Raw genomic sequence first — 16,204 nt, forward strand, 5'->3', positions numbered from 1 at the left:
TTTCCTTCGGAAGGAAACGCCCGGACGGATCGTTCGGAACGACCCGCCTACCCGCCCCCGGCCCGCCGCCACCCCGCCGCGCGCGCCTCGCCCTCCGAGCAGAACCACCGCTCGCCCTTTCCGTCGCTGATCCGCGTCGCCGCGTAGGAGCGCATCCCCGGCAGGTGATACAGCCGCCCCCGGTCGCTGATGTTGCCCTTGATCGGGCAGGTGCCCGCGTCCGGCGCGAAGTCCTCGGCCCGCGCGGCGCGCTGCGCGGCGCGCCATTCGTGCGGCTCGTCCATCTCGTAGGCGTGCAGCCCCCGCCCGGCGAAGAGCGCGGCCTTCTCCTCGGCGTCGTAGCGCAGGTCGTCGCGGTAGGTGAGCGCCCAGCCCGCCGCCACGATCCCCGCCGCGATGTCGCCGCCCGCGATGGCGCAGACGGCGAGCGGGCGTCCGTAGCGGTCCGTCTCGTCCCAGCGGCAGGTCGCCACGCGCCCCTCCCACGCCCGGCGCGCCCAGTCGGTCGCCTCGGCCCCGCAGGCGCGCTCGCGGCCCGCCAGCACGCAGGTCTGCGCCCCCTCGGGCGCGTCGATCCCCACGAGGCGCATGTTCTCCCGCCAGCCGACGTCGATCGTGTCCGCGTCCACCACGCGGACGGTCCCGGTGGCGGTCCCCGCCCCCGCGGGCACGGCGAGGCAGAGCAGGACGAAGAGTGAACGAAGCGTTAACATGCCCCCCGTTACGGGGAGCGCCCGCCGCGGGGCAACCGTCGATCCGCCGTTGCGGATCTACGCGGCGCGCGTCCGCCGCAGCACCGCCTCGCGCCATGCCAAGGCCGAGACCGCGCCCACGATCACCAGCCCGCCCGCAATGACCCAGCCGTCCGGCGCCTCGGCGAACAGCGCCCAGCCCAGCAGCACGGCCCAGACCAATTGCAGGAACGCCACCGGCTGCGTCACCGCCACGGGCGCGGCGGCGAAGGCGCGCGTCATCGTCCAGTGGCCCAGCGTGGCGAAGCAGGCGACGAGGCCCATCCAAGCCACTTCCGCCACCGTGGGCGTCCGCCACGCGGCCAAGGCGAAGGGCGCCAGCCCCAGCGTCACCCAGATCGACAGCTGCGCCACCACGACCCCCGCCGAGTGGCGCGCCGAGAGCGACTTGGCGAAGAGGTAGGACGCCCCGAACAGCAGCCCCGCCCCCAGCATCGCCAGATGCCCCGTCTCCACCACGCGGAAGCCCGGCCGCAGGATCACCAGCATCCCCGCGAAGGCCACCGCCACGGCGGCCAGCCGCCGCCACGCCAGCCGCTCGCGCAGGAACACCGCCGCGCCCAAGGTCACGTAGACCGGCGCGAGGTAGTTCATCGCCGTCACCTCGGCGACGGGCAGGCGCGTCATCGCGTGGAACCACAGGATCACCGCCAGCGCATGCGCCAGCCCCCGCGCCGCGAAGCGCCCCATCTCGCGGCCCGTCGGCCAGTCCGCGCGGATCGCGCCAAGCACCGGCAGCAGGAACACGAGCCCCAGCACGTAGCGCAGGAACGCCGCCTCGGCGGCGGGGAGGTCCTGGGCCGAATACTTCACGATCCCCGTCACGGCGATGAAGCACAGCCCCGTCGCCACCATCCACGCGATCCCCGCGAGGGGGCGGCCCTCGGACGCGATGGCGGAGGGGGCGGCGGGGGGCGGTGCGGGCTCGGCCATCCCCCGGCCCGTGCCCGGCGCTGCCGCCGGGCGCAAGGCCGCGCGGCGCCGTCAGCCCCCGGCGGTGTAGTCCTCGAACGCGGTGACCGCGCCGCCCTCGACGGTGCAGGCGCCCGCCGCGCGCACGTCCGGGTCGTCCCACGTCACGTTCCACGCCACCGTGGTGCGATCCTCGTCCATCATCATCGGGAACACCGTGATCGCCGCGTTGGGCAGCCCGTCGAAGCCGGTATCCGCCTCCCAGAGGCGGTCGTGGCACAGGCGCAGCGCCTCGGTCGTCTGCCGGTCGAAGGCGTGGGCCGCGCCTGCGGCGCAGAGCGCGAGCGCGACGGAGAGCATCAGCTTCGTCATGTGGGTCGTCCTTCCGGTGGGTGGGATGCGGGCCACGAGGGGGGCGGCTGGCGGCGGTGCCACCGCCACCAGCCCGCGAGCACGACCAGCCCGAGGATCGGCTCGAAGTAGTGCAGGGCCAGCATCGGGAGCGACTCCGGCTCGTCCGCGCCCGGCGGGGCGTCCCCGAAGGCGCTGCCGAGGAAGGCCCCGTTCGCCGTGACCACGAAGTCCCACAGCGCGTGCAGCGCCGCGCCCGGCCAGACCGACCGGGTCCGGAGCGCGAGCGCCCCGTAGAGCAGGCCCGACAGGCCCGCATGGACCACCTGCGCGTGGGTCGCGCACAGCGACTGCCCGTTCACCCAGTTGACGTAGTGCATCGCCCCGAACAGCGCCGAGGAGGCGAGAAGCGCGGCCACGGGACCGATCCGCCGCTCCAGCCCGTGCAGGACCACGCCCCGGAACAGCACCTCCTCGAAGATGCCGACGAGGACCACGAGGATCAGCACCTGCTGGATCAGCCCGCTGGCCAGCACCGCGCCGAGGTCGCCGCCCCCCTCCGTCACCACGGAGACGCCCACGGCCAAGAGCCCCAGCGTGACGAGCGCGGGCGGCACCGCGTACCACAGCCCGCCCCACGCGGGCCCCGACGTGACCCGCGCCGAGCGCCCCCAGCCCAGCAGCAGCACGAGGCCCACGACCGAGACCGCGAGCGCGACCTCCAGCGGCACTTGGCTCACGGGCGCGCTCTGCGGGTTCATCTCCGGATCCCGCCCGAATGCCGTCGAGTGCAGCAGGGAGGGCGCGGCGAGGATGGCGAAGTAGGCCGCCGTGGCGCCCAGCGCGACGCCCGCGGGATGGCGCGCGGCGAGCCCCCTCACGACAGGCCCATCCGCGCCCGCGCAACCGCGCCGGGGGTCAGGTCCGCGCGCCACGCCTCCCACGCCCCGCCCGCGCCCATGTAGCCGGAATAGACCTTCGCCACGAGCGCGGGGTCTGCGGCGATCTCGTCCCAGCCCATCCCGCGCAGGCCCGGATGGTCGCGCCGCAGCCATTCCAGCCGCGCCGCCGCGCCCCAGTCCGCGAGGCCCGGCTGCTCGGCGAGGTAGACGTAGAGCCAGTGGAAGTCCTCCGGCGGCGCGCCGCCCAGATGCAGGTAGCCTTCGTTCAGCGCCCACGGGATCGTCTCGGCCAAGGTCGCTCCCTTCAGCCGGTAGGGTCCGACCGACAGGTTCAGGCGGTAGACCAGCGGCGGGTGCAGGAAGGCGGCGACGTCCTGCGCGGCCTCCGCCATGCGGCGGGGCGCGGTGAGGTCGGCGTAGAAGGCCCCCTCCGCGATGCGGACGGCGTGGACGACCGAGGCCGGGACGGGCGGCGCGTGCAGGGTGAACTCCACCGCCGAGAGCGCGCGCACCCGGTCGGCGACGAAGGCGGCGGCGCCGACCGCGCCGAGGACGGCCCCCAGCAGGAGGCCCGCGATCCAGCCCATGATCGTCCTTCCGCCGGGGATGCCTCCTGCCCGAGGCTAGCGGCAGGCACGCGCGGCGATCAAGGGCGGCTTGCGGGCGCCGGGCGCCCCGCCCTATATCGCGCGACCGAGGGCGGACGCCGCAGATCGAGGGGGGACCACCATGGCCGGCCATAGCAAATGGGCGAACATCCAGCACCGCAAGGGCCGCCAGGACAAGCTGCGCGCCAAGATCTTCTCGCGGCTGTCCAAGGAGATCACGGTCGCCGCCAAGATGGGCGACCCCGATCCCGACAAGAACCCGCGCCTGCGCCTCGCCGTGAAGGAGGCCAAGTCCAACTCGATGCCGAAGGACAACATCGAGCGGGCCATCTCCAAGGCGACCGGCGGCGACGCCGAGAACTACGACGAGATCCGCTACGAGGGCTACGGCCCCAACGGCGTGGCGATCATCGTCGAGACGATGACCGACAACCGCAACCGCACCGCGTCCAACGTCCGGTCCACCTTCACCAAGAACGGCGGCAACCTCGGCGAGACGGGAAGCGTGGGCTTCATGTTCGACCGCAAGGGGCAGGTCGTCTATCCGGCCGCCGTGGGTTCCGAGGACGACGTGATGATGGCCGCCATCGAGGCCGGGGCCGAGGACGTCGAGTCCGACGAGGAGGCCCATGTCGTCTGGTGCGCCGACACCGATCTCAACGCCGTCTCCACCGCGCTGGAGGAGCAGCTGGGCGAGGCCGAGTCGACCAAGCTCGTCTGGCGCCCCCAGACCACGACCGAGCTGGGGCTGGAGGACATGCAGTCCCTGATGAAGCTGATCGAGGCGCTGGAGGACGACGACGACGTCCAGACCGTCACGGCCAACTTCGAGGCCTCCGACGAGGTGATGGCGCAGCTCTAGCGCCCCATTGCGGGAACAATCCCCCCCGCCCCGTCGATTCCCTCCCGACCGGACCGGCAGGAGGCGACCATGGCGATCACCGAGAACGACTGGAACGACGGGCGCGCGTGGACCGACGAGCGGGACGGGATGACCCGGTGGCTCGCCTATGCGGGGATCGCCGGGATGGTCGCGCTCTCCGTCACCATGCTGATCGCCGACGTCGTGGTGCCGAACCACGACTGGATGTCCGACACGATCAGCGACCTCGCCGCCGGGCGCCACGAGTTGCTGCTCGACACGGGGATGTACCTGCTCGCCTTCGGGACGGTCGCGCTGGCCGTGGCGGCGGGGCACGTCCATCTCGGCGGCAAGGGGTGGAGCATGGGCGTCTGGCTCCTGATGGCGCTGGCGCTCCTGATCTTCTGGATCGGCGCGCGCGACGAGTATGGCGACGGCGATTCCGAGGGGGTGACGTTCCACCTTTGGCTCGTGGGCGGGCTCTACGCCGCCATGGCGGTGGCGCCGTGGGCCATGAGCGCGGGCGCCGGTCGGGTCGAGCCGTGGCTGCGCACGGCCCTGCGCGCCACGACCGTCGCGTGGGTGCCGCTGGCGCCGCTCTTCTTCGTCGTGCCCGATGCGTGGGACGGCGCCTACGAGCGGTTCCTCGGCCTGATCCTCTTCGCCTTCCTCGGCCTCTTGGCGACGGCCTTCCTGATCCGCGTGCGGCGCGGCCACGGGACCGCCTGACCCTTCCGCCCCCGGCCCCGGCGGGGCATGGGGGGGGCATGACGTCCTACCTCTCCGGCCTCGGCCTCGGCCTGTCCCTGATCCTCGCCATCGGCGCGCAGAACGCCTTCGTCCTGCGCCAAGGCCTGCGCGGCGAGCACGTGCTGCTGGTCAGCCTGACCTGCGCGGTCTCGGACGCGCTGCTCATCGCGGCGGGCGTCGCGGGCTTCGGCGCCGTGGTGGAGGCGGCGCCGTGGATCGAGCCGGTGTTCCGCGTGGGCGGCGCGGCGTTCCTCCTCGGCTACGCGGCGCTGGCGGCCCGCCGCGCGTGGCGGGGCGGCGCCGCCTTGGATCCCGGCGCGGCGGCGGGGTCGTGGCAGGCGGCGCTGGCGACCTGCCTCGCGCTGACGTGGCTGAACCCGCACGTCTATCTGGACACGGTGGTGCTCCTCGGCGGCATCTCCGCCACCGCCGAGAGCCCCTTCGCCTTCGGCGCGGGCGCGGTGACGGGCTCGTTCGCGTTCTTCCTCGCCTTGGGCTTCGGCGCGGCCCTGCTGCGCCCCGTCTTCGCGCGCCCCGGTGCGTGGCGGGTGCTGGACGCGGGGATCGCCGCCGTCATGGCGCTCCTCGCGGCGATGCTGCTCCTCGGCTGAGGGCGTGCTAGGGGGCGGGGCATGGCCACCGTCACCCGCATCACGCCCTTCGTCCTGTGCGCCGACCTCGACGCGGGGGTCGCGTTCCTCGAGGGGCTGGGCTTCGCCTGCACGTTCCGCCAAGCCGACCCCGGCTACGCGTTCCTGCGCCGCGACGGCCACGGGGTGCGTCTCCTCGAGGCCGACGCGGATCTCGACGACCCGGCGCGGCGGCAGATGGTGTATGTCGACGTGGACGACGTCGACGGGGCGTGGGCGGACCTGCGGTCCTTCGTCGAGGCCCTGCCCGAGGGGACGTGGCGCGCGCCGTTCGACCGGGACTACGGCCAGCGGGAGTTCCACGTGAGCCACGGGCCGACGCTCTGGATGTTCGGGCAGGCGAACGGGTGAACCGGATGCCCGCGCGGCACGTTGGACCCCGCGTTTGACCCGCGCGCCGCCGGGAGTATCTCTCCCCCACACCGTCCGGACCCCACCATGACCACCGACCAAGCCATCCTCTTCGCCCTGTTCGGCGGCGTCTTCGCGATGCTTCTGTGGGGACGGTTCCGCTACGACGTCGTGGCCTTCGCGGCGCTGCTGCTGGGGGTGATCCTCGGCGTGGTGCCCAAGGAGGACGCCTTCTCCGGCTTCGGGCACCCCGCGACGGTGATCGTGGCCCTCGTGCTGATCGTCAGCGCGGGGCTCGTGCGGTCGGGGGCGGTGCTGTTGATCACCCGCAAGCTGGTGGACGCCAAGCGCCGGGCCTCGAGCCACATCGCCATCATGGGCGGCATCGGCGCGGTCCTGTCGGCCTTCATGAACAACGTCGCGGCGCTGGCGCTGCTGATGCCGGTGGACATCGCCACCGCCTCCAAGGCCGGGCGGCCGCCGCGCGCGACGCTGATGCCGCTCTCCTTCGCGACGATCCTCGGCGGGATGATCACCCTCATCGGGACGCCGCCCAACATCATCATCGCGGGCATCCGTCAGGACCAGCTGGGCGAGGGTTTCCGGATGTTCGACTTCGCGCCCGTGGGCCTCGTGACCGCCGGCGTCGGGCTGCTGTTCGTGGCGACGATCGGGTGGCGGCTGATCCCCGGGGCGCGGGACGAGGTCGCGCAGCACGACGGCGTGTCGGAGACGGCCTCCTATGTGGCCGAGCTCACCATCCCCGCCGACCACCCCCGCGTCGGCGAGCCGCTGCAGCAACTCTACGACCCCGCCGACGAGGCGGGGGTGCGCGTGCTCGGCCTCATCCGCGAGGGGCGGCGCCAGTTCGGGTCGGGGCGGTTCGTGAAGCTCAAGGCGGGCGACCAGATCGTCCTCGAGGCCGCCCCGGAGGCGCTCGACGAGTTCCGCGCGGGCGAGGACCTCGAGTTCTCGGACCGCAAGCGCATGTCGCTGCTGGAGGCCGCCGAGCAGGGCCTGCAGCTCCTCGAGGTGGTCGTGACCGAGCAGTCGCGCATCAACGGGCGCTCGGCGCAGGCGATCGGGCTGGCGTGGCGGCAGCGCACGGTGCTGATGGGCATCTCGCGCCGGGGCCAGCGCATCCAGGACCGGCTGCGGCGGACCAAGGTGCGGACGGGCGACATCCTCCTGCTGCTGGCCCCCGCCGAGACGGCGGAGGAGGTGGTGTCGTGGCTGGGCGCCCTGCCGCTGGCCGACCGGGGGCTGGCGGTGACGGAGAACAAGAAGATCTGGCCCGCCGCCCTCCTGTTCGGCGGCGCCGTGGCCGCCGCGTCCTTCGGCATGATCGACCTGACCGTAGCGCTCGGGGCGGTGGTGCTGCTCTACGCGGTCACGCGGATCGTCAGCCTGCAGGAGCTCTACGACCACGTGGAATGGCCAGTGGTGGTGCTGCTCGGCTCGATGATCCCGCTGGGCGCCGCGCTGGAGACGACCGGCGGCACGGTGCTGGTCGCCGACCTCCTGACGAGCGCGACGGCCGGCCAGCCCGCGTGGGTCGCGCTGCTGGTGCTGATGGTCGTGACGATGACGCTGTCGGACGTGCTCAACAACACGGCCACGGCCATCGTCGCGGCCCCCGTCGGGATCGAGGTCGCGCGCACGCTCGACGTCTCGCCCGACCCGTTCCTGATGGCGGTGGCGGTCGCGGCCTCCTGCGCGTTCCTCACGCCCATCGGGCACAAGAACAACACGCTGATCCTCGGTCCCGGCGGCTATTCCTTCGGCGCCTACTGGCGGATGGGCCTGCCCTTGGAGATCATCGTGATCGCGGTGGGCCTGCCGTCGATCCTCGTGTTCTGGCCGCTCTGACCCGCCCCGTCACCGTGCGGCGGCCACCTCCAGCGAGACGTTGGAGCCGAGCGAGGCGAGGAAGAGCTTCCGCACCCCGTCCGTGTCGGTGACGTAGACCTCGGCGCGGGGGCCTTGGCCGATGCCGAACCCCTCCTCGATGCCGAACCGGCCGGGGGGCGTCGTGGTGCGGAACTCGACCGAGTAGGGCAGTTGGTAGGGGCACTCGGCGGTGGTGCCGGACCACCCGCTGTTGGTGCCCTCGGGGCGGACCCCGACGCAGCGGGCCCGGTCGGTCATGGTGATCGTCACTTGGTTCGCGCCCGCGGCGACGAAGGCGACGCGGGGCGGGCCCGACGGCTCGGCGGGGAAGGTGCCGCCCGAAGGCGTGCCCACGGGCGCGCAGGCCGCGGCCGCGAGGCCCGCGAGGGAGAGGAACAGGGGTCGCATGGGGTCGTCTCCTAGAGCGGCCAGATCGTCGGAATCAGCACCGCCGCCAAGGCCCCGATGCTCAGGTTGAGGGGGATACCAGCCTTGAGGAAGTCGGTGAAGCGGTAGCCGCCGGGTCCGTAGACGAGTGTGTTCGTCTGGTACCCGATGGGCGTCGAGAAGCTGGCAGAGGCCGCGACCATCACGGCCACCACCAAGGGCCGCGGATCGACGCCCAGCGCCTCGGCCACGCCGATGGCGAGCGGCGTCACCACGACGGCCACCGCGTTGTTGGACACGAGCTCGGTCAGCACGCTCGTGAGCAGGAAGATCGCCCACACCAGCAGGATCGGGTGCAGCACCGCGAGGCCGGGGGCCGCGACGTCGACGATCATGGCGACCGCGCCCGAGGCCTGCAGACCCTGCCCCACCGCGAGCATCGCGAAGATCAGGATCAGGAGGCGCCCCTCGACGGCGCCGAACGCCTCGTCGGCGTCGACGCAGCGGGTCAGCAGCACGACCGCCACCGCGAGGATGGCGAGCGCGAGGATGGGCGCGGCCCCGATGGCCGCGAGCAGCACGATGGCGGCGACGGCCAGCGCCGGGATCCACGCGCGGCCCCGCCGGAAGGCGCGCTCGGCGGGGGCGGAGACCTCGGTCAGGTCCATGTCCTCCGCCAGCCGGTGGATGTCGGCCTCGGCCCCCTCAAGCAGCAGAGTGTCGCCCACGCGGACGACCACGTCGTCGAGCTTGCCCGAGATGTTCCTGTCGCGGCGGTGGACGGCGAGCGGATAGACCCCGAAGCGGCGCCGCAGGCGCATCGCGCCCATGCGGCGGCCCACCATGCGCGCGCCGGGCGTGACGAGCACCTCGACGGTGGTGGTCTCCACCGCGCCCACTTGGTCGATGCGCTTGAGCTCGGGGTTGCGCTGCAGCGAGAGGAGCTCGGCCACCTCCGAGCGCAGGATCACCCGGTCGCCCACCCGCAGCTCGACGGCGGCGAGGTCGCGGCGCAGCGAGGCGTCGCCCCGCACCACGTCCACGAGGCGGACGCCCGGCCGCTTGAAGAGCTGCACCTCGGTGGCGCGGCGCCCGACGAGGTTCGACTCCGGCGGGATGACCGCCTCCGCGAGGTACCGCGTCTTGCGCCCGCCGCCGAGCAGGCCCGCCAGCGAGGTGCGCTCGGGCAGGACGCGCGGCGCGACGACGGCGAGGTAGAACAGGCCCCACGCGGCCAGCGGCACGGCCAGCGGCGTGACCTCGAAGATGGTGAAGGGCGCGAGGCCCTCCGCGCGCGCCACGCCGTCCACGAGCAGGTTGGTCGACGTCCCGATCAGGGTCAGCATGCCGCCGAGGATCGAGGCGTAGGAGAGCGGGATCAGCAGCTTGGACGGCACGGTGCCCAGCGTCGCCGCGAGCTGCACCATCACGGGGATCATGACGACCACGACGGGCGTGTTGGCCACGAAGCCCGAGGCCACCACGACGAAGGCCATCAGCATGGCGACGGCCAGCTTCGGGCGCGAGCGGGCCTGCCCCTCGGCGGCGCGGGTGAACCAGTCGAGCGCCCCGGTCCGCACGAGCGCGCCCATCAGGACGAACATCGCGCCGATCGTCCAAGGGGCGGGGTTGGACAGCGTGTCGAGCGCCGCCTCGTAGGGGAGGAGGCCGAGCAGCAGGAGCGCCGAGGCGCCGCCGAGGGCGACGACCTCGGTGGGGTAGCTCTCCCGCAGGAACAGCAGGAACATGGCGACGACGACGGCCAGCGCGATCCACGGGCGGAGGGGGTCTGGGATGTCGATCCACGTCATCCGGACGGTGTGCCCCGCCGGGGCGGTGGGGGCCAGTGGCCTGTTCGCCGATGCGCGCCGTGAGCGCTTCGGCGGGCCGGGCAGCGGCCCCGGGGCCCCGTCGGCCTAGCCGTCCGTCGCGCGGCGGGCCGGACGGACGAGGGCGAGGCCCGCGAGCATGAGGGCGAGGGCCACGCCCACGGCCCACGGGTACCGCTCGCCGAGGAGGAGCATGGACCACGCCACGCCGAACCCGGTGACGAGGAAGGCGGTCTGGGAGGCGAACACGCTCCCGGCCCGGCCGAGGAGCCATAGGAACCCCGCGTAGATCAGGGTGTGGCCGCCCGCGATGGCGAGCACGGCGGCGGAGGCGAGCGCCTCGCCGGGCGCGAAGAGGGCCTTGGCCTGCCCGCTGGCGAACGCGGCGGCGATGGAGACGGGCGCGAAGACGACCGCCGCCCCGAGGAAGGCGCGCAGCGGGTCGAGCCCGGCCATGCCGGCCTTGGCGATCCACGTCGAGTTCAGCGCGTAGCATATCGGCGCGATGAGCGCGGTGGCGATCCACGCGAGGTCGCCGCCCCCCACCCCGTCGCGGGAGGCGGCGATGAGGGCGACGCCGCCGAGGCCGAGCGCAAGGCCCGCGACGCGGCGCGGGTCCGCCGTCTCGGTCCGCGCCACGAGGCCCATGGGCAGCGCGAAGAGCGGGATCGTGGAGATGAGGATCGCCATCAGCCCCGCCTGCAGGTGGCCCACCGCGGTGTAGGAGGCGACGTGGGGGATCAGCGTGCCCAGCACGGCGAGCCGGGCGCAGAACGCCCATTCCGCGCGGGTCGCGGGGAAGGCCGGCCCCCCGCGCCGGGCGACGAGCGCCCAGCAGATCGCGAGGGTGACGACGCCCTGCCACGCCATCATGCCCCACGGCTCGAACCCGGCCGCCCGCGCGACCTTGGTCGCGGGCTGCATCAAGCCCCAGCCCGCGCCGAAGAGCAGCAGCAGGCCATGGAGATGGAACGGGCGCGTCATGGGCGCCGTGTGCGGCGCGGACGCGACCGACGCAACGCCGCCCGCCCGCGCTCCGCCCCCCAAGCCGGGACGCTACGCGGCTCACGCCCCGAAGGTCCGCGCCCTACCGCGCCGGCGGCCCCGCCTGCGCCAGCCGCCCGCCCACGCGCACCGGCCAGCAGGCCTCGGCCAGCCCGTCGCGGCGGACGTCCACCACCAGCCCGCAGAGCGTCGCCTCGCCCAGCGCGGGCGCGAAGCGCTCCTTGGTCATGCCGGTGACGAAGCGGCGGATCGGCTCGGTCTTGTCCATGCCGATCACCGAATCGTAGTCCCCGCACATGCCCGCGTCCGTCAGGTAGGCCGTTCCCTTCGGCAGCACCTGCGCGTCGCCGGTGGGGACGTGGGTGTGGGTGCCCACCACGACGCTCGCGCGCCCGTCGCACCAGTGGCCGACCGCCATCTTCTCGGACGTCGCCTCGCAATGCACGTCCACGAGGACGGCATCCACGGCGGTGCCGAGGCGGTGGGCGCGCAGGATGCGCTCGAGGATCGAGAACGGCTCGTCGTAGGTCCGCGACATGAAGACCTGCCCCAGCACCTGCACCACCAGCAGGCGCCGTCCGCCGATCTCGTAGACGCGCCAGCCCTTGCCCGGTGCGGCCTTGGCGAAGTTCTCGGGACGTAGGACGCGCGGCTCCTGCTCGATGAAGCCCATCATGTCCTTCTGGTCGAAGGCGTGGTCGCCCAAGGTGACGACGTCCGCGCCCGCCGCCAGCATCTCCTTGGCCTGCGCCGCGTTCAGCCCGCGGCCCGACGAGGCGTTCTCGCCGTTGACCACCACCGCGTCGAGGCCCCACTCGGCGCGCAGCGCGGGCAGGCGCTCGGCCACCGCCCGGCGGCCCGCGCGCCCCATCACGTCGCCGAGGAACATCAGTCGCATGCCCGGCCCCCTAGACCCGCGCGCGCCCGGCGTCCATTCGGCGGGCATGGAGATCGTCGCGGGACCCCAGCGGATCGACGCCCTCGCGGGGGTCGTGGAGCGCGCCTTCGCCCCCGAGGGGGTGCCCGAGGCGGCGCGCGTCGCCCGGCTGCTCCGCGAACTGGCCGCCACGCCGCCGAAAGACCTGCTCGTCCTGTCGGGCTGGGCGGAGGGCGCGGCGGTCGCGGTGACGGCGTGGTCGCGCCTGCAGGGCGCGGGCGCCGCCACTTGGATCCTCTCGCCGGTCGCCGTCGCGCCGGACCGGCAGCGGTCGGGCCTCGGCACACGGCTGATCGAGGCGGGCATCGCACGGCTGCGCGGCGCGGGGGCGGACCTGCTCGCGGTCTACGGCGACCCGGCCTACTACGGGCGCTTCGGCTTCGACGCGGCCCATGCCCCGCCCGCGCCGCACCCGCTCGGGATGCCCTTCGGCTGGCAGGGCCTGCCCCTCGTGCCGGGGGCCGCCTTGGCCGGACCGGTCCGCCCCGTGCCCGCGCTGGACGACCCCGCGCTCTGGTGACCGCGCGACGCGCGCCCGGAGGCCCGCGTGTGCACGGGAGTGCCCCCTCCGTTCGCGCGAGGGAACCTCGTTTGGCGCGGGCGCGCCCGCCGTCGGCGACTCAGGTGCCGAACGGCACCCAGATCGTCTGGACCTCCGTCGCCGCCCGCAGCCACGGGCCGGACGGCCCCGCCCAGTCGGTCGCGGTGCGATCGTTCACCCATGTCCGCTTGAGGTCGCGCGCGGCCTCGCGCTCCACGACCGCCGACAGGTCCGCCTCCGAGAAGGACCACACCGCGTCCACCCCGTAGTGCCCCGCCAGATGCGGCGCGAGGTCGGCGTGGTCGCCCGTCAGGACGTTGACCACGCCCGCCGGGACGTCGCTGGTCTCGAGGACTTGGTAGAAATCCGTCGCCACCAGCGGTGCCGTCTCGGACGCCACGAGGACCAGCCGATTGCCCATGCTCAGCGCCGCGCCCACGATCCGGCACAGCCCGGCCAGCGGTGCGTCCTCGGGCGCGAGCGCCCCGATCACGCCCACGGGGACGTTCTGGCTGACTGCCAGCCCGCGCATCGGCACCTGCACCGTGCGCCCGTCGTTCTTGTCGGCCCAGCCCGCCCAGCGGAACAGGTCCGCCACGGCAGCGTCGACCTCCCGCTCCCCGTCGCGGCCCGTCAGGGCCTTGATCCGGCTGGCGAACTCCGCCCCCCGCACCGACAGGTTCTCCGCGAGGTAGTAGAGGATCTGCGCCCGCAGATGGGCGGTGGCGGCGGACCAGCCCTTGGCCCCCACCGCCGCCTCGACGGCGTTGCGGACGTCCTTGCGGTTGGCGATGCCGACCTCGCCCACGACGCCCTTGGGCCCCGCCACCGCGCGGGTGTAGCCCCCGTCGGGCCGCGCCTGCTTGCCGCCCACGTACATCTTGGCGGTGCGGTCCACCGCGTCGCCCAAGGGGTCGGCGGCGGCCTCGAACCGCTTGACCGGCTTGAGCTTCCCGCCCCGCGCGGGCCGCAGGTAGGCGTGGAGGCCGGCGACCCCGCCCTCGCGCCCGAACCCGCTCTCCTTCATGCCGCCGAAGGGGGCGGCGGCGTCCATCATGTTGGTGCCGTTCACCCACACGATGCCCGCGCGGATCTTGGGCGCGGTGTCGAGCGCGTGGTCGATGTCCTGGCTCCAGACGGAGCCCGCAAGCCCGTAGACCGTGTCGTTGGCCAGCTGCACCGCCTCGGACGGCGTGCGGAAGGTGGTCATCGCCAGCACCGGGCCGAACACCTCCTCGCGCATCAGCACGTCCTCGGTCCCGAGGCCTGTGACGAGGACCGGGGGCAGGAAGCAGCCGTCGGGCGCGGTGCCGCGATGCACCTCGCCGCCCGTGCGGGCCAGCATCGCCTCGACGTTCGCCTTGTGGTCGGGATGGACCATCGCGCCCATGTCGACGGCCTTGTCCAGCGGGTCGCCCACGCGGATGCGGGCCATGCGGTCCTTGAGGCGCGCGGTGAGGTCTGCGGCGATCCCCTCCTGCACCAGCAGCCGCGTCCCGGCGCAGCAGACCTGCCCGCCGTTGAACCAGATCGCGTCGACCAGCCCCTCGACGGCCCCGTCGATGTCGGCGTCCTCGAACACGACGTAGGGGGACTTGCCGCCCAGCTCCAGCGTCAGGCCGAGGCCCCGCCCGGCGGTGGCCGCGCGGATGCGGCGCCCCACCTCGGTGGAGCCGGTGAAGGCGATCTTGTCGACCTCGGCGTCCACGAGGGCCGCCCCCGTCGCGCCGTCCCCGGTCACGACGTTCAGCACCCCGTCCGGCAGGCCCGCGCGCTGCGCCACCTCGCAGAACATGAGCGCGGTGAGCGGGGTCCATTCGGCGGGCTTCAGCACCACGGCGTTGCCCATCGCCAAGGCGGGCGCGACCTTCCACGCCAGCATCAGGAGGGGGAAGTTCCACGGGATCACCGCGCCGCAGACGCCCCACGGCTCGGCGCCGGGCACGATCTCGGCGCGCAGGGCGGCGTGGCCCGCGTGGTGGTAGAAGTGGCGCGCGGCCAGCGACACGTCGATGTCGCGCGCCTCGCGAATCGGCTTGCCGGTGTCGAGCGTCTCCAGCACCGCGAAGAGCCGCGCGTGCTTCTGCAGACCCCGCGCGATGGCGTAGAGGACGCGGGCACGCTCGTGGTCGGAGGCCTTGGCCCACGGCCCTTGTGCCTTGCGCGCCGCCTTCACCGCCGCCGCGACGTCCTCCGCCGTGCCCTGCGACACCTCGGCCAGCACCTCGCCCGTGGCGGGCGCGGACACCTCGAAGGCTCCCGCGGGCTTGGTCCACGCGCCGCCGATCCAATGCCCGAACCGCCGCCCGCGGGCGTCGAGCCACGCATCGACCTCGTCCCGCCCTTCGGGCGCCGGTCCCCATTCCATGCTCTCGAACTTCTCCCGGACGGTCATGCCCTGCCCTTTCGATGTTCCGGAAATACTCCGGGGTCCGGGGCAGCGCCCCGGTCGTTTACGCCAGCGCGTGCCGGTGCGCCGCCGAGTAGCGGCCCGTCACGTGATGCTCCAACTGCCGCTCGATGTCGCCCAAGAGCGAGGACGCCCCGAAGCGGAACAGGTCGGGGCGCAGCCAGCGGTCGCCCAACTCCTCCTTGAGGAGCGCGAGGTAGCTCACCGCGTCCTTCGCCTTGGAGATGCCGCCGGCGGGCTTGTAGCCGACCTTGAACCCCGTCGCCCGCTCCCAGTCGCGGATCGCGCGCATCATCACAAGGCTGACGGGCAGCGTCGCGTTGACCCCCTCCTTGCCGGTGGAGGTCTTGATGAAGTCCGCGCCCGCCATCATCGCCACCGTCGATGCCTTGGCCACGGTACGGAGCGAGCCCAGCTCGCCCGTGGCGAGGATGGCCTTCATGTGGGCCGGGCCGCAGGCCTCGCGCATCTGGCGGATCTCGTCGTGCATCTCCTCCCACCGGCCGGCCAGCGCGAGGCGGCGGGAGATGACGATGTCGATCTCCTTGGCGCCCGCCGCCACGCTCTCCTCGATCTCGCGGAGGCGCAGGTGGAACGGCGACAGGCCCGCCGGGAAGCCCGTCGCGACGGCGGCGACGGGCAGGCGGTTGCCGAGCGCGTTCACCGCCGCCGGGATCATCTCGTGGTAGACGCAGACCGCGCCGACGGTCAGGCCGTCCATCCCGATCGCCTCCAGCAGGTCGGGGCGAACCGGCTGCAGCGCCTTGGCGCAGAGGCGGCGGACGCGGGCCTCCGTGTCGTCGCCGGACAGCGTCGTCAGGTCGATCAGCGAGACCGCCCGGCAGAGCCACGCGGCCTGCCAGTCCTTCTTGACCGAGCGGCGCGCGGGCAGCGTGGCGGCGCGGCGCAGCGTGGCGGGGGTGTTCACGCGCACCGCCTCGACCAAGGAGGGGTCGTAGGGGCGGACGGGGTTTCGGGCGAGGTCGGACAGGGGGGCCTCCGGGGCCGATCGGCAAGGATCGGACGAGACGGTTCGGTTCGACCCGACTCGTTGCATGGGCGTCCGG

Annotated in this window: 17 protein-coding genes; 6 read left to right on the plus strand and 11 right to left on the minus strand. The window is 73.6% G+C overall.

Features of this window, described 5'->3' with window-relative positions:
• Positions 1–47 precede the first annotated feature (47 nt).
• The 5 genes from JQC91_RS13405 to JQC91_RS13425 are packed head-to-tail and all read right to left on the minus strand — an operon-like array spanning position 48 to position 3,504.
• The gene (locus JQC91_RS13405) at positions 48–713 is read right to left on the minus strand and encodes a thermonuclease family protein (protein WP_203287383.1); all 666 of its coding nucleotides are present in this window, start codon (positions 711–713) and stop codon (positions 48–50) included.
• Between the two features lie 57 nt (positions 714–770).
• Positions 771–1,685: a DMT family transporter gene (locus JQC91_RS13410; RefSeq protein WP_238941491.1), complete on the minus strand. Its 915-nt coding sequence runs from the start codon at positions 1,683–1,685 to the stop codon at positions 771–773.
• A gap of 51 nt (positions 1,686–1,736) precedes the next feature.
• Positions 1,737–2,036: a hypothetical protein gene (locus tag JQC91_RS13415; RefSeq protein ID WP_203287385.1), complete on the minus strand. Its 300-nt coding sequence runs from the start codon at positions 2,034–2,036 to the stop codon at positions 1,737–1,739.
• Entirely contained in the window at positions 2,033–2,896 is an 864-nt protein-coding gene (locus tag JQC91_RS13420) for a CPBP family intramembrane glutamic endopeptidase (RefSeq protein ID WP_203287386.1), read from the minus strand. The genes JQC91_RS13415 and JQC91_RS13420 overlap by 4 nt, the downstream gene beginning before the upstream one ends.
• Complete coding sequence (locus tag JQC91_RS13425) at positions 2,893–3,504, minus strand: hypothetical protein (RefSeq protein ID WP_203287388.1); 612 nt, start codon at positions 3,502–3,504, stop codon at positions 2,893–2,895. The genes JQC91_RS13420 and JQC91_RS13425 overlap by 4 nt, the downstream gene beginning before the upstream one ends.
• A 142-nt stretch (positions 3,505–3,646) precedes the next feature.
• On the opposite strand from JQC91_RS13425, the gene JQC91_RS13430 reads away from it, so the two are divergent.
• From JQC91_RS13430 to JQC91_RS13450, 5 genes are all read left to right on the plus strand, one after another.
• A complete protein-coding gene (locus tag JQC91_RS13430) occupies positions 3,647–4,387 on the plus strand; it encodes a YebC/PmpR family DNA-binding transcriptional regulator (protein WP_203287390.1) in 741 nt (246 codons plus the stop codon).
• Positions 4,388–4,456: 69 nt separating this feature from the next.
• The gene (locus tag JQC91_RS13435; protein ID WP_203287392.1) at positions 4,457–5,116 is read left to right on the plus strand and encodes a DUF998 domain-containing protein; all 660 of its coding nucleotides are present in this window, start codon (positions 4,457–4,459) and stop codon (positions 5,114–5,116) included.
• Between the two features lie 38 nt (positions 5,117–5,154).
• Positions 5,155–5,748: a LysE family transporter gene (locus JQC91_RS13440; RefSeq protein ID WP_203287394.1), complete on the plus strand. Its 594-nt coding sequence runs from the start codon at positions 5,155–5,157 to the stop codon at positions 5,746–5,748.
• 21 nt (positions 5,749–5,769) lie between these two features.
• Positions 5,770–6,138 (plus strand): VOC family protein, encoded by a 369-nt coding sequence (locus JQC91_RS13445; protein ID WP_203287396.1) that lies wholly within the window; start codon positions 5,770–5,772, stop codon positions 6,136–6,138.
• Positions 6,139–6,225: 87 nt separating this feature from the next.
• Positions 6,226–8,007: an SLC13 family permease gene (locus JQC91_RS13450; protein WP_203287398.1), complete on the plus strand. Its 1,782-nt coding sequence runs from the start codon at positions 6,226–6,228 to the stop codon at positions 8,005–8,007.
• Positions 8,008–8,016: 9 nt separating this feature from the next.
• On the opposite strand, the gene JQC91_RS13455 is transcribed toward JQC91_RS13450, so the two are convergent.
• The 4 genes from JQC91_RS13455 to JQC91_RS13470 all read right to left on the minus strand — a co-directional run bounded on the left by JQC91_RS13455 (position 8,017) and on the right by JQC91_RS13470 (position 12,147).
• Positions 8,017–8,436 (minus strand): hypothetical protein, encoded by a 420-nt coding sequence (locus JQC91_RS13455; RefSeq protein WP_203287400.1) that lies wholly within the window; start codon positions 8,434–8,436, stop codon positions 8,017–8,019.
• Between the two features lie 11 nt (positions 8,437–8,447).
• Positions 8,448–10,226 (minus strand): SLC13 family permease, encoded by a 1,779-nt coding sequence (locus tag JQC91_RS13460; protein ID WP_203287402.1) that lies wholly within the window; start codon positions 10,224–10,226, stop codon positions 8,448–8,450.
• Between the two features lie 105 nt (positions 10,227–10,331).
• Positions 10,332–11,228 carry a DMT family transporter gene (locus JQC91_RS13465; protein WP_203287404.1) on the minus strand — a complete coding sequence of 299 codons (897 nt, stop codon included), beginning with the start codon at positions 11,226–11,228 and terminating at the stop codon, positions 10,332–10,334.
• Positions 11,229–11,331: 103 nt separating this feature from the next.
• Positions 11,332–12,147, minus strand: a complete 816-nt coding sequence (locus JQC91_RS13470; protein ID WP_203287406.1) for a TIGR00282 family metallophosphoesterase — start codon at positions 12,145–12,147, stop codon at positions 11,332–11,334.
• A 46-nt stretch (positions 12,148–12,193) separates the two neighbouring features.
• On the opposite strand from JQC91_RS13470, the gene JQC91_RS13475 reads away from it, so the two are divergent.
• The gene (locus JQC91_RS13475; RefSeq protein ID WP_203287408.1) at positions 12,194–12,706 is read left to right on the plus strand and encodes a GNAT family N-acetyltransferase; all 513 of its coding nucleotides are present in this window, start codon (positions 12,194–12,196) and stop codon (positions 12,704–12,706) included.
• 100 nt (positions 12,707–12,806) lie between these two features.
• Here the strand turns inward: JQC91_RS13475 and JQC91_RS13480 are convergent, their stop codons facing one another.
• Positions 12,807–15,122: an aldehyde dehydrogenase family protein gene (locus JQC91_RS13480; protein WP_203287410.1), complete on the minus strand. Its 2,316-nt coding sequence runs from the start codon at positions 15,120–15,122 to the stop codon at positions 12,807–12,809.
• A 58-nt stretch (positions 15,123–15,180) separates the two neighbouring features.
• Positions 15,181–16,194 carry a deoxyribose-phosphate aldolase gene (gene deoC, locus JQC91_RS13485; RefSeq protein ID WP_203287432.1) on the minus strand — a complete coding sequence of 338 codons (1,014 nt, stop codon included), beginning with the start codon at positions 16,192–16,194 and terminating at the stop codon, positions 15,181–15,183.
• Positions 16,195–16,204 lie beyond the last annotated feature (10 nt).

Origin of the sequence: Jannaschia sp. Os4 (assembly GCF_016820245.1) — a bacterium.
Classification (GTDB): domain Bacteria; phylum Pseudomonadota; class Alphaproteobacteria; order Rhodobacterales; family Rhodobacteraceae; genus Jannaschia.

Excerpts from the sequence above, each read along its gene's own strand:
- JQC91_RS13405 (WP_203287383.1), bottom strand. The coding sequence starts at position 713 with ATGTTAACGCTTCGTTCACTCTTCGTCCTGCTCTGCCTCGCCGTGCCC.
- JQC91_RS13410 (WP_238941491.1), bottom strand. The coding sequence starts at position 1,685 with ATGGCCGAGCCCGCACCGCCCCCCGCCGCCCCCTCCGCCATCGCGTCC.
- JQC91_RS13415 (WP_203287385.1), bottom strand. The coding sequence starts at position 2,036 with ATGACGAAGCTGATGCTCTCCGTCGCGCTCGCGCTCTGCGCCGCAGGC.
- JQC91_RS13425 (WP_203287388.1), bottom strand. The coding sequence starts at position 3,504 with ATGGGCTGGATCGCGGGCCTCCTGCTGGGGGCCGTCCTCGGCGCGGTC.
- JQC91_RS13430 (WP_203287390.1), top strand. The coding sequence starts at position 3,647 with ATGGCCGGCCATAGCAAATGGGCGAACATCCAGCACCGCAAGGGCCGC.
- JQC91_RS13435 (WP_203287392.1), top strand. The coding sequence starts at position 4,457 with ATGGCGATCACCGAGAACGACTGGAACGACGGGCGCGCGTGGACCGAC.
- JQC91_RS13440 (WP_203287394.1), top strand. The coding sequence starts at position 5,155 with ATGACGTCCTACCTCTCCGGCCTCGGCCTCGGCCTGTCCCTGATCCTC.
- JQC91_RS13445 (WP_203287396.1), top strand. The coding sequence starts at position 5,770 with ATGGCCACCGTCACCCGCATCACGCCCTTCGTCCTGTGCGCCGACCTC.
- JQC91_RS13450 (WP_203287398.1), top strand. The coding sequence starts at position 6,226 with ATGACCACCGACCAAGCCATCCTCTTCGCCCTGTTCGGCGGCGTCTTC.
- JQC91_RS13455 (WP_203287400.1), bottom strand. The coding sequence starts at position 8,436 with ATGCGACCCCTGTTCCTCTCCCTCGCGGGCCTCGCGGCCGCGGCCTGC.
- JQC91_RS13460 (WP_203287402.1), bottom strand. The coding sequence starts at position 10,226 with ATGACGTGGATCGACATCCCAGACCCCCTCCGCCCGTGGATCGCGCTG.
- JQC91_RS13465 (WP_203287404.1), bottom strand. The coding sequence starts at position 11,228 with ATGACGCGCCCGTTCCATCTCCATGGCCTGCTGCTGCTCTTCGGCGCG.
- JQC91_RS13470 (WP_203287406.1), bottom strand. The coding sequence starts at position 12,147 with ATGCGACTGATGTTCCTCGGCGACGTGATGGGGCGCGCGGGCCGCCGG.
- JQC91_RS13475 (WP_203287408.1), top strand. The coding sequence starts at position 12,194 with ATGGAGATCGTCGCGGGACCCCAGCGGATCGACGCCCTCGCGGGGGTC.
- JQC91_RS13480 (WP_203287410.1), bottom strand. The coding sequence starts at position 15,122 with ATGACCGTCCGGGAGAAGTTCGAGAGCATGGAATGGGGACCGGCGCCC.
- deoC (WP_203287432.1), bottom strand. The coding sequence starts at position 16,194 with ATGCAACGAGTCGGGTCGAACCGAACCGTCTCGTCCGATCCTTGCCGA.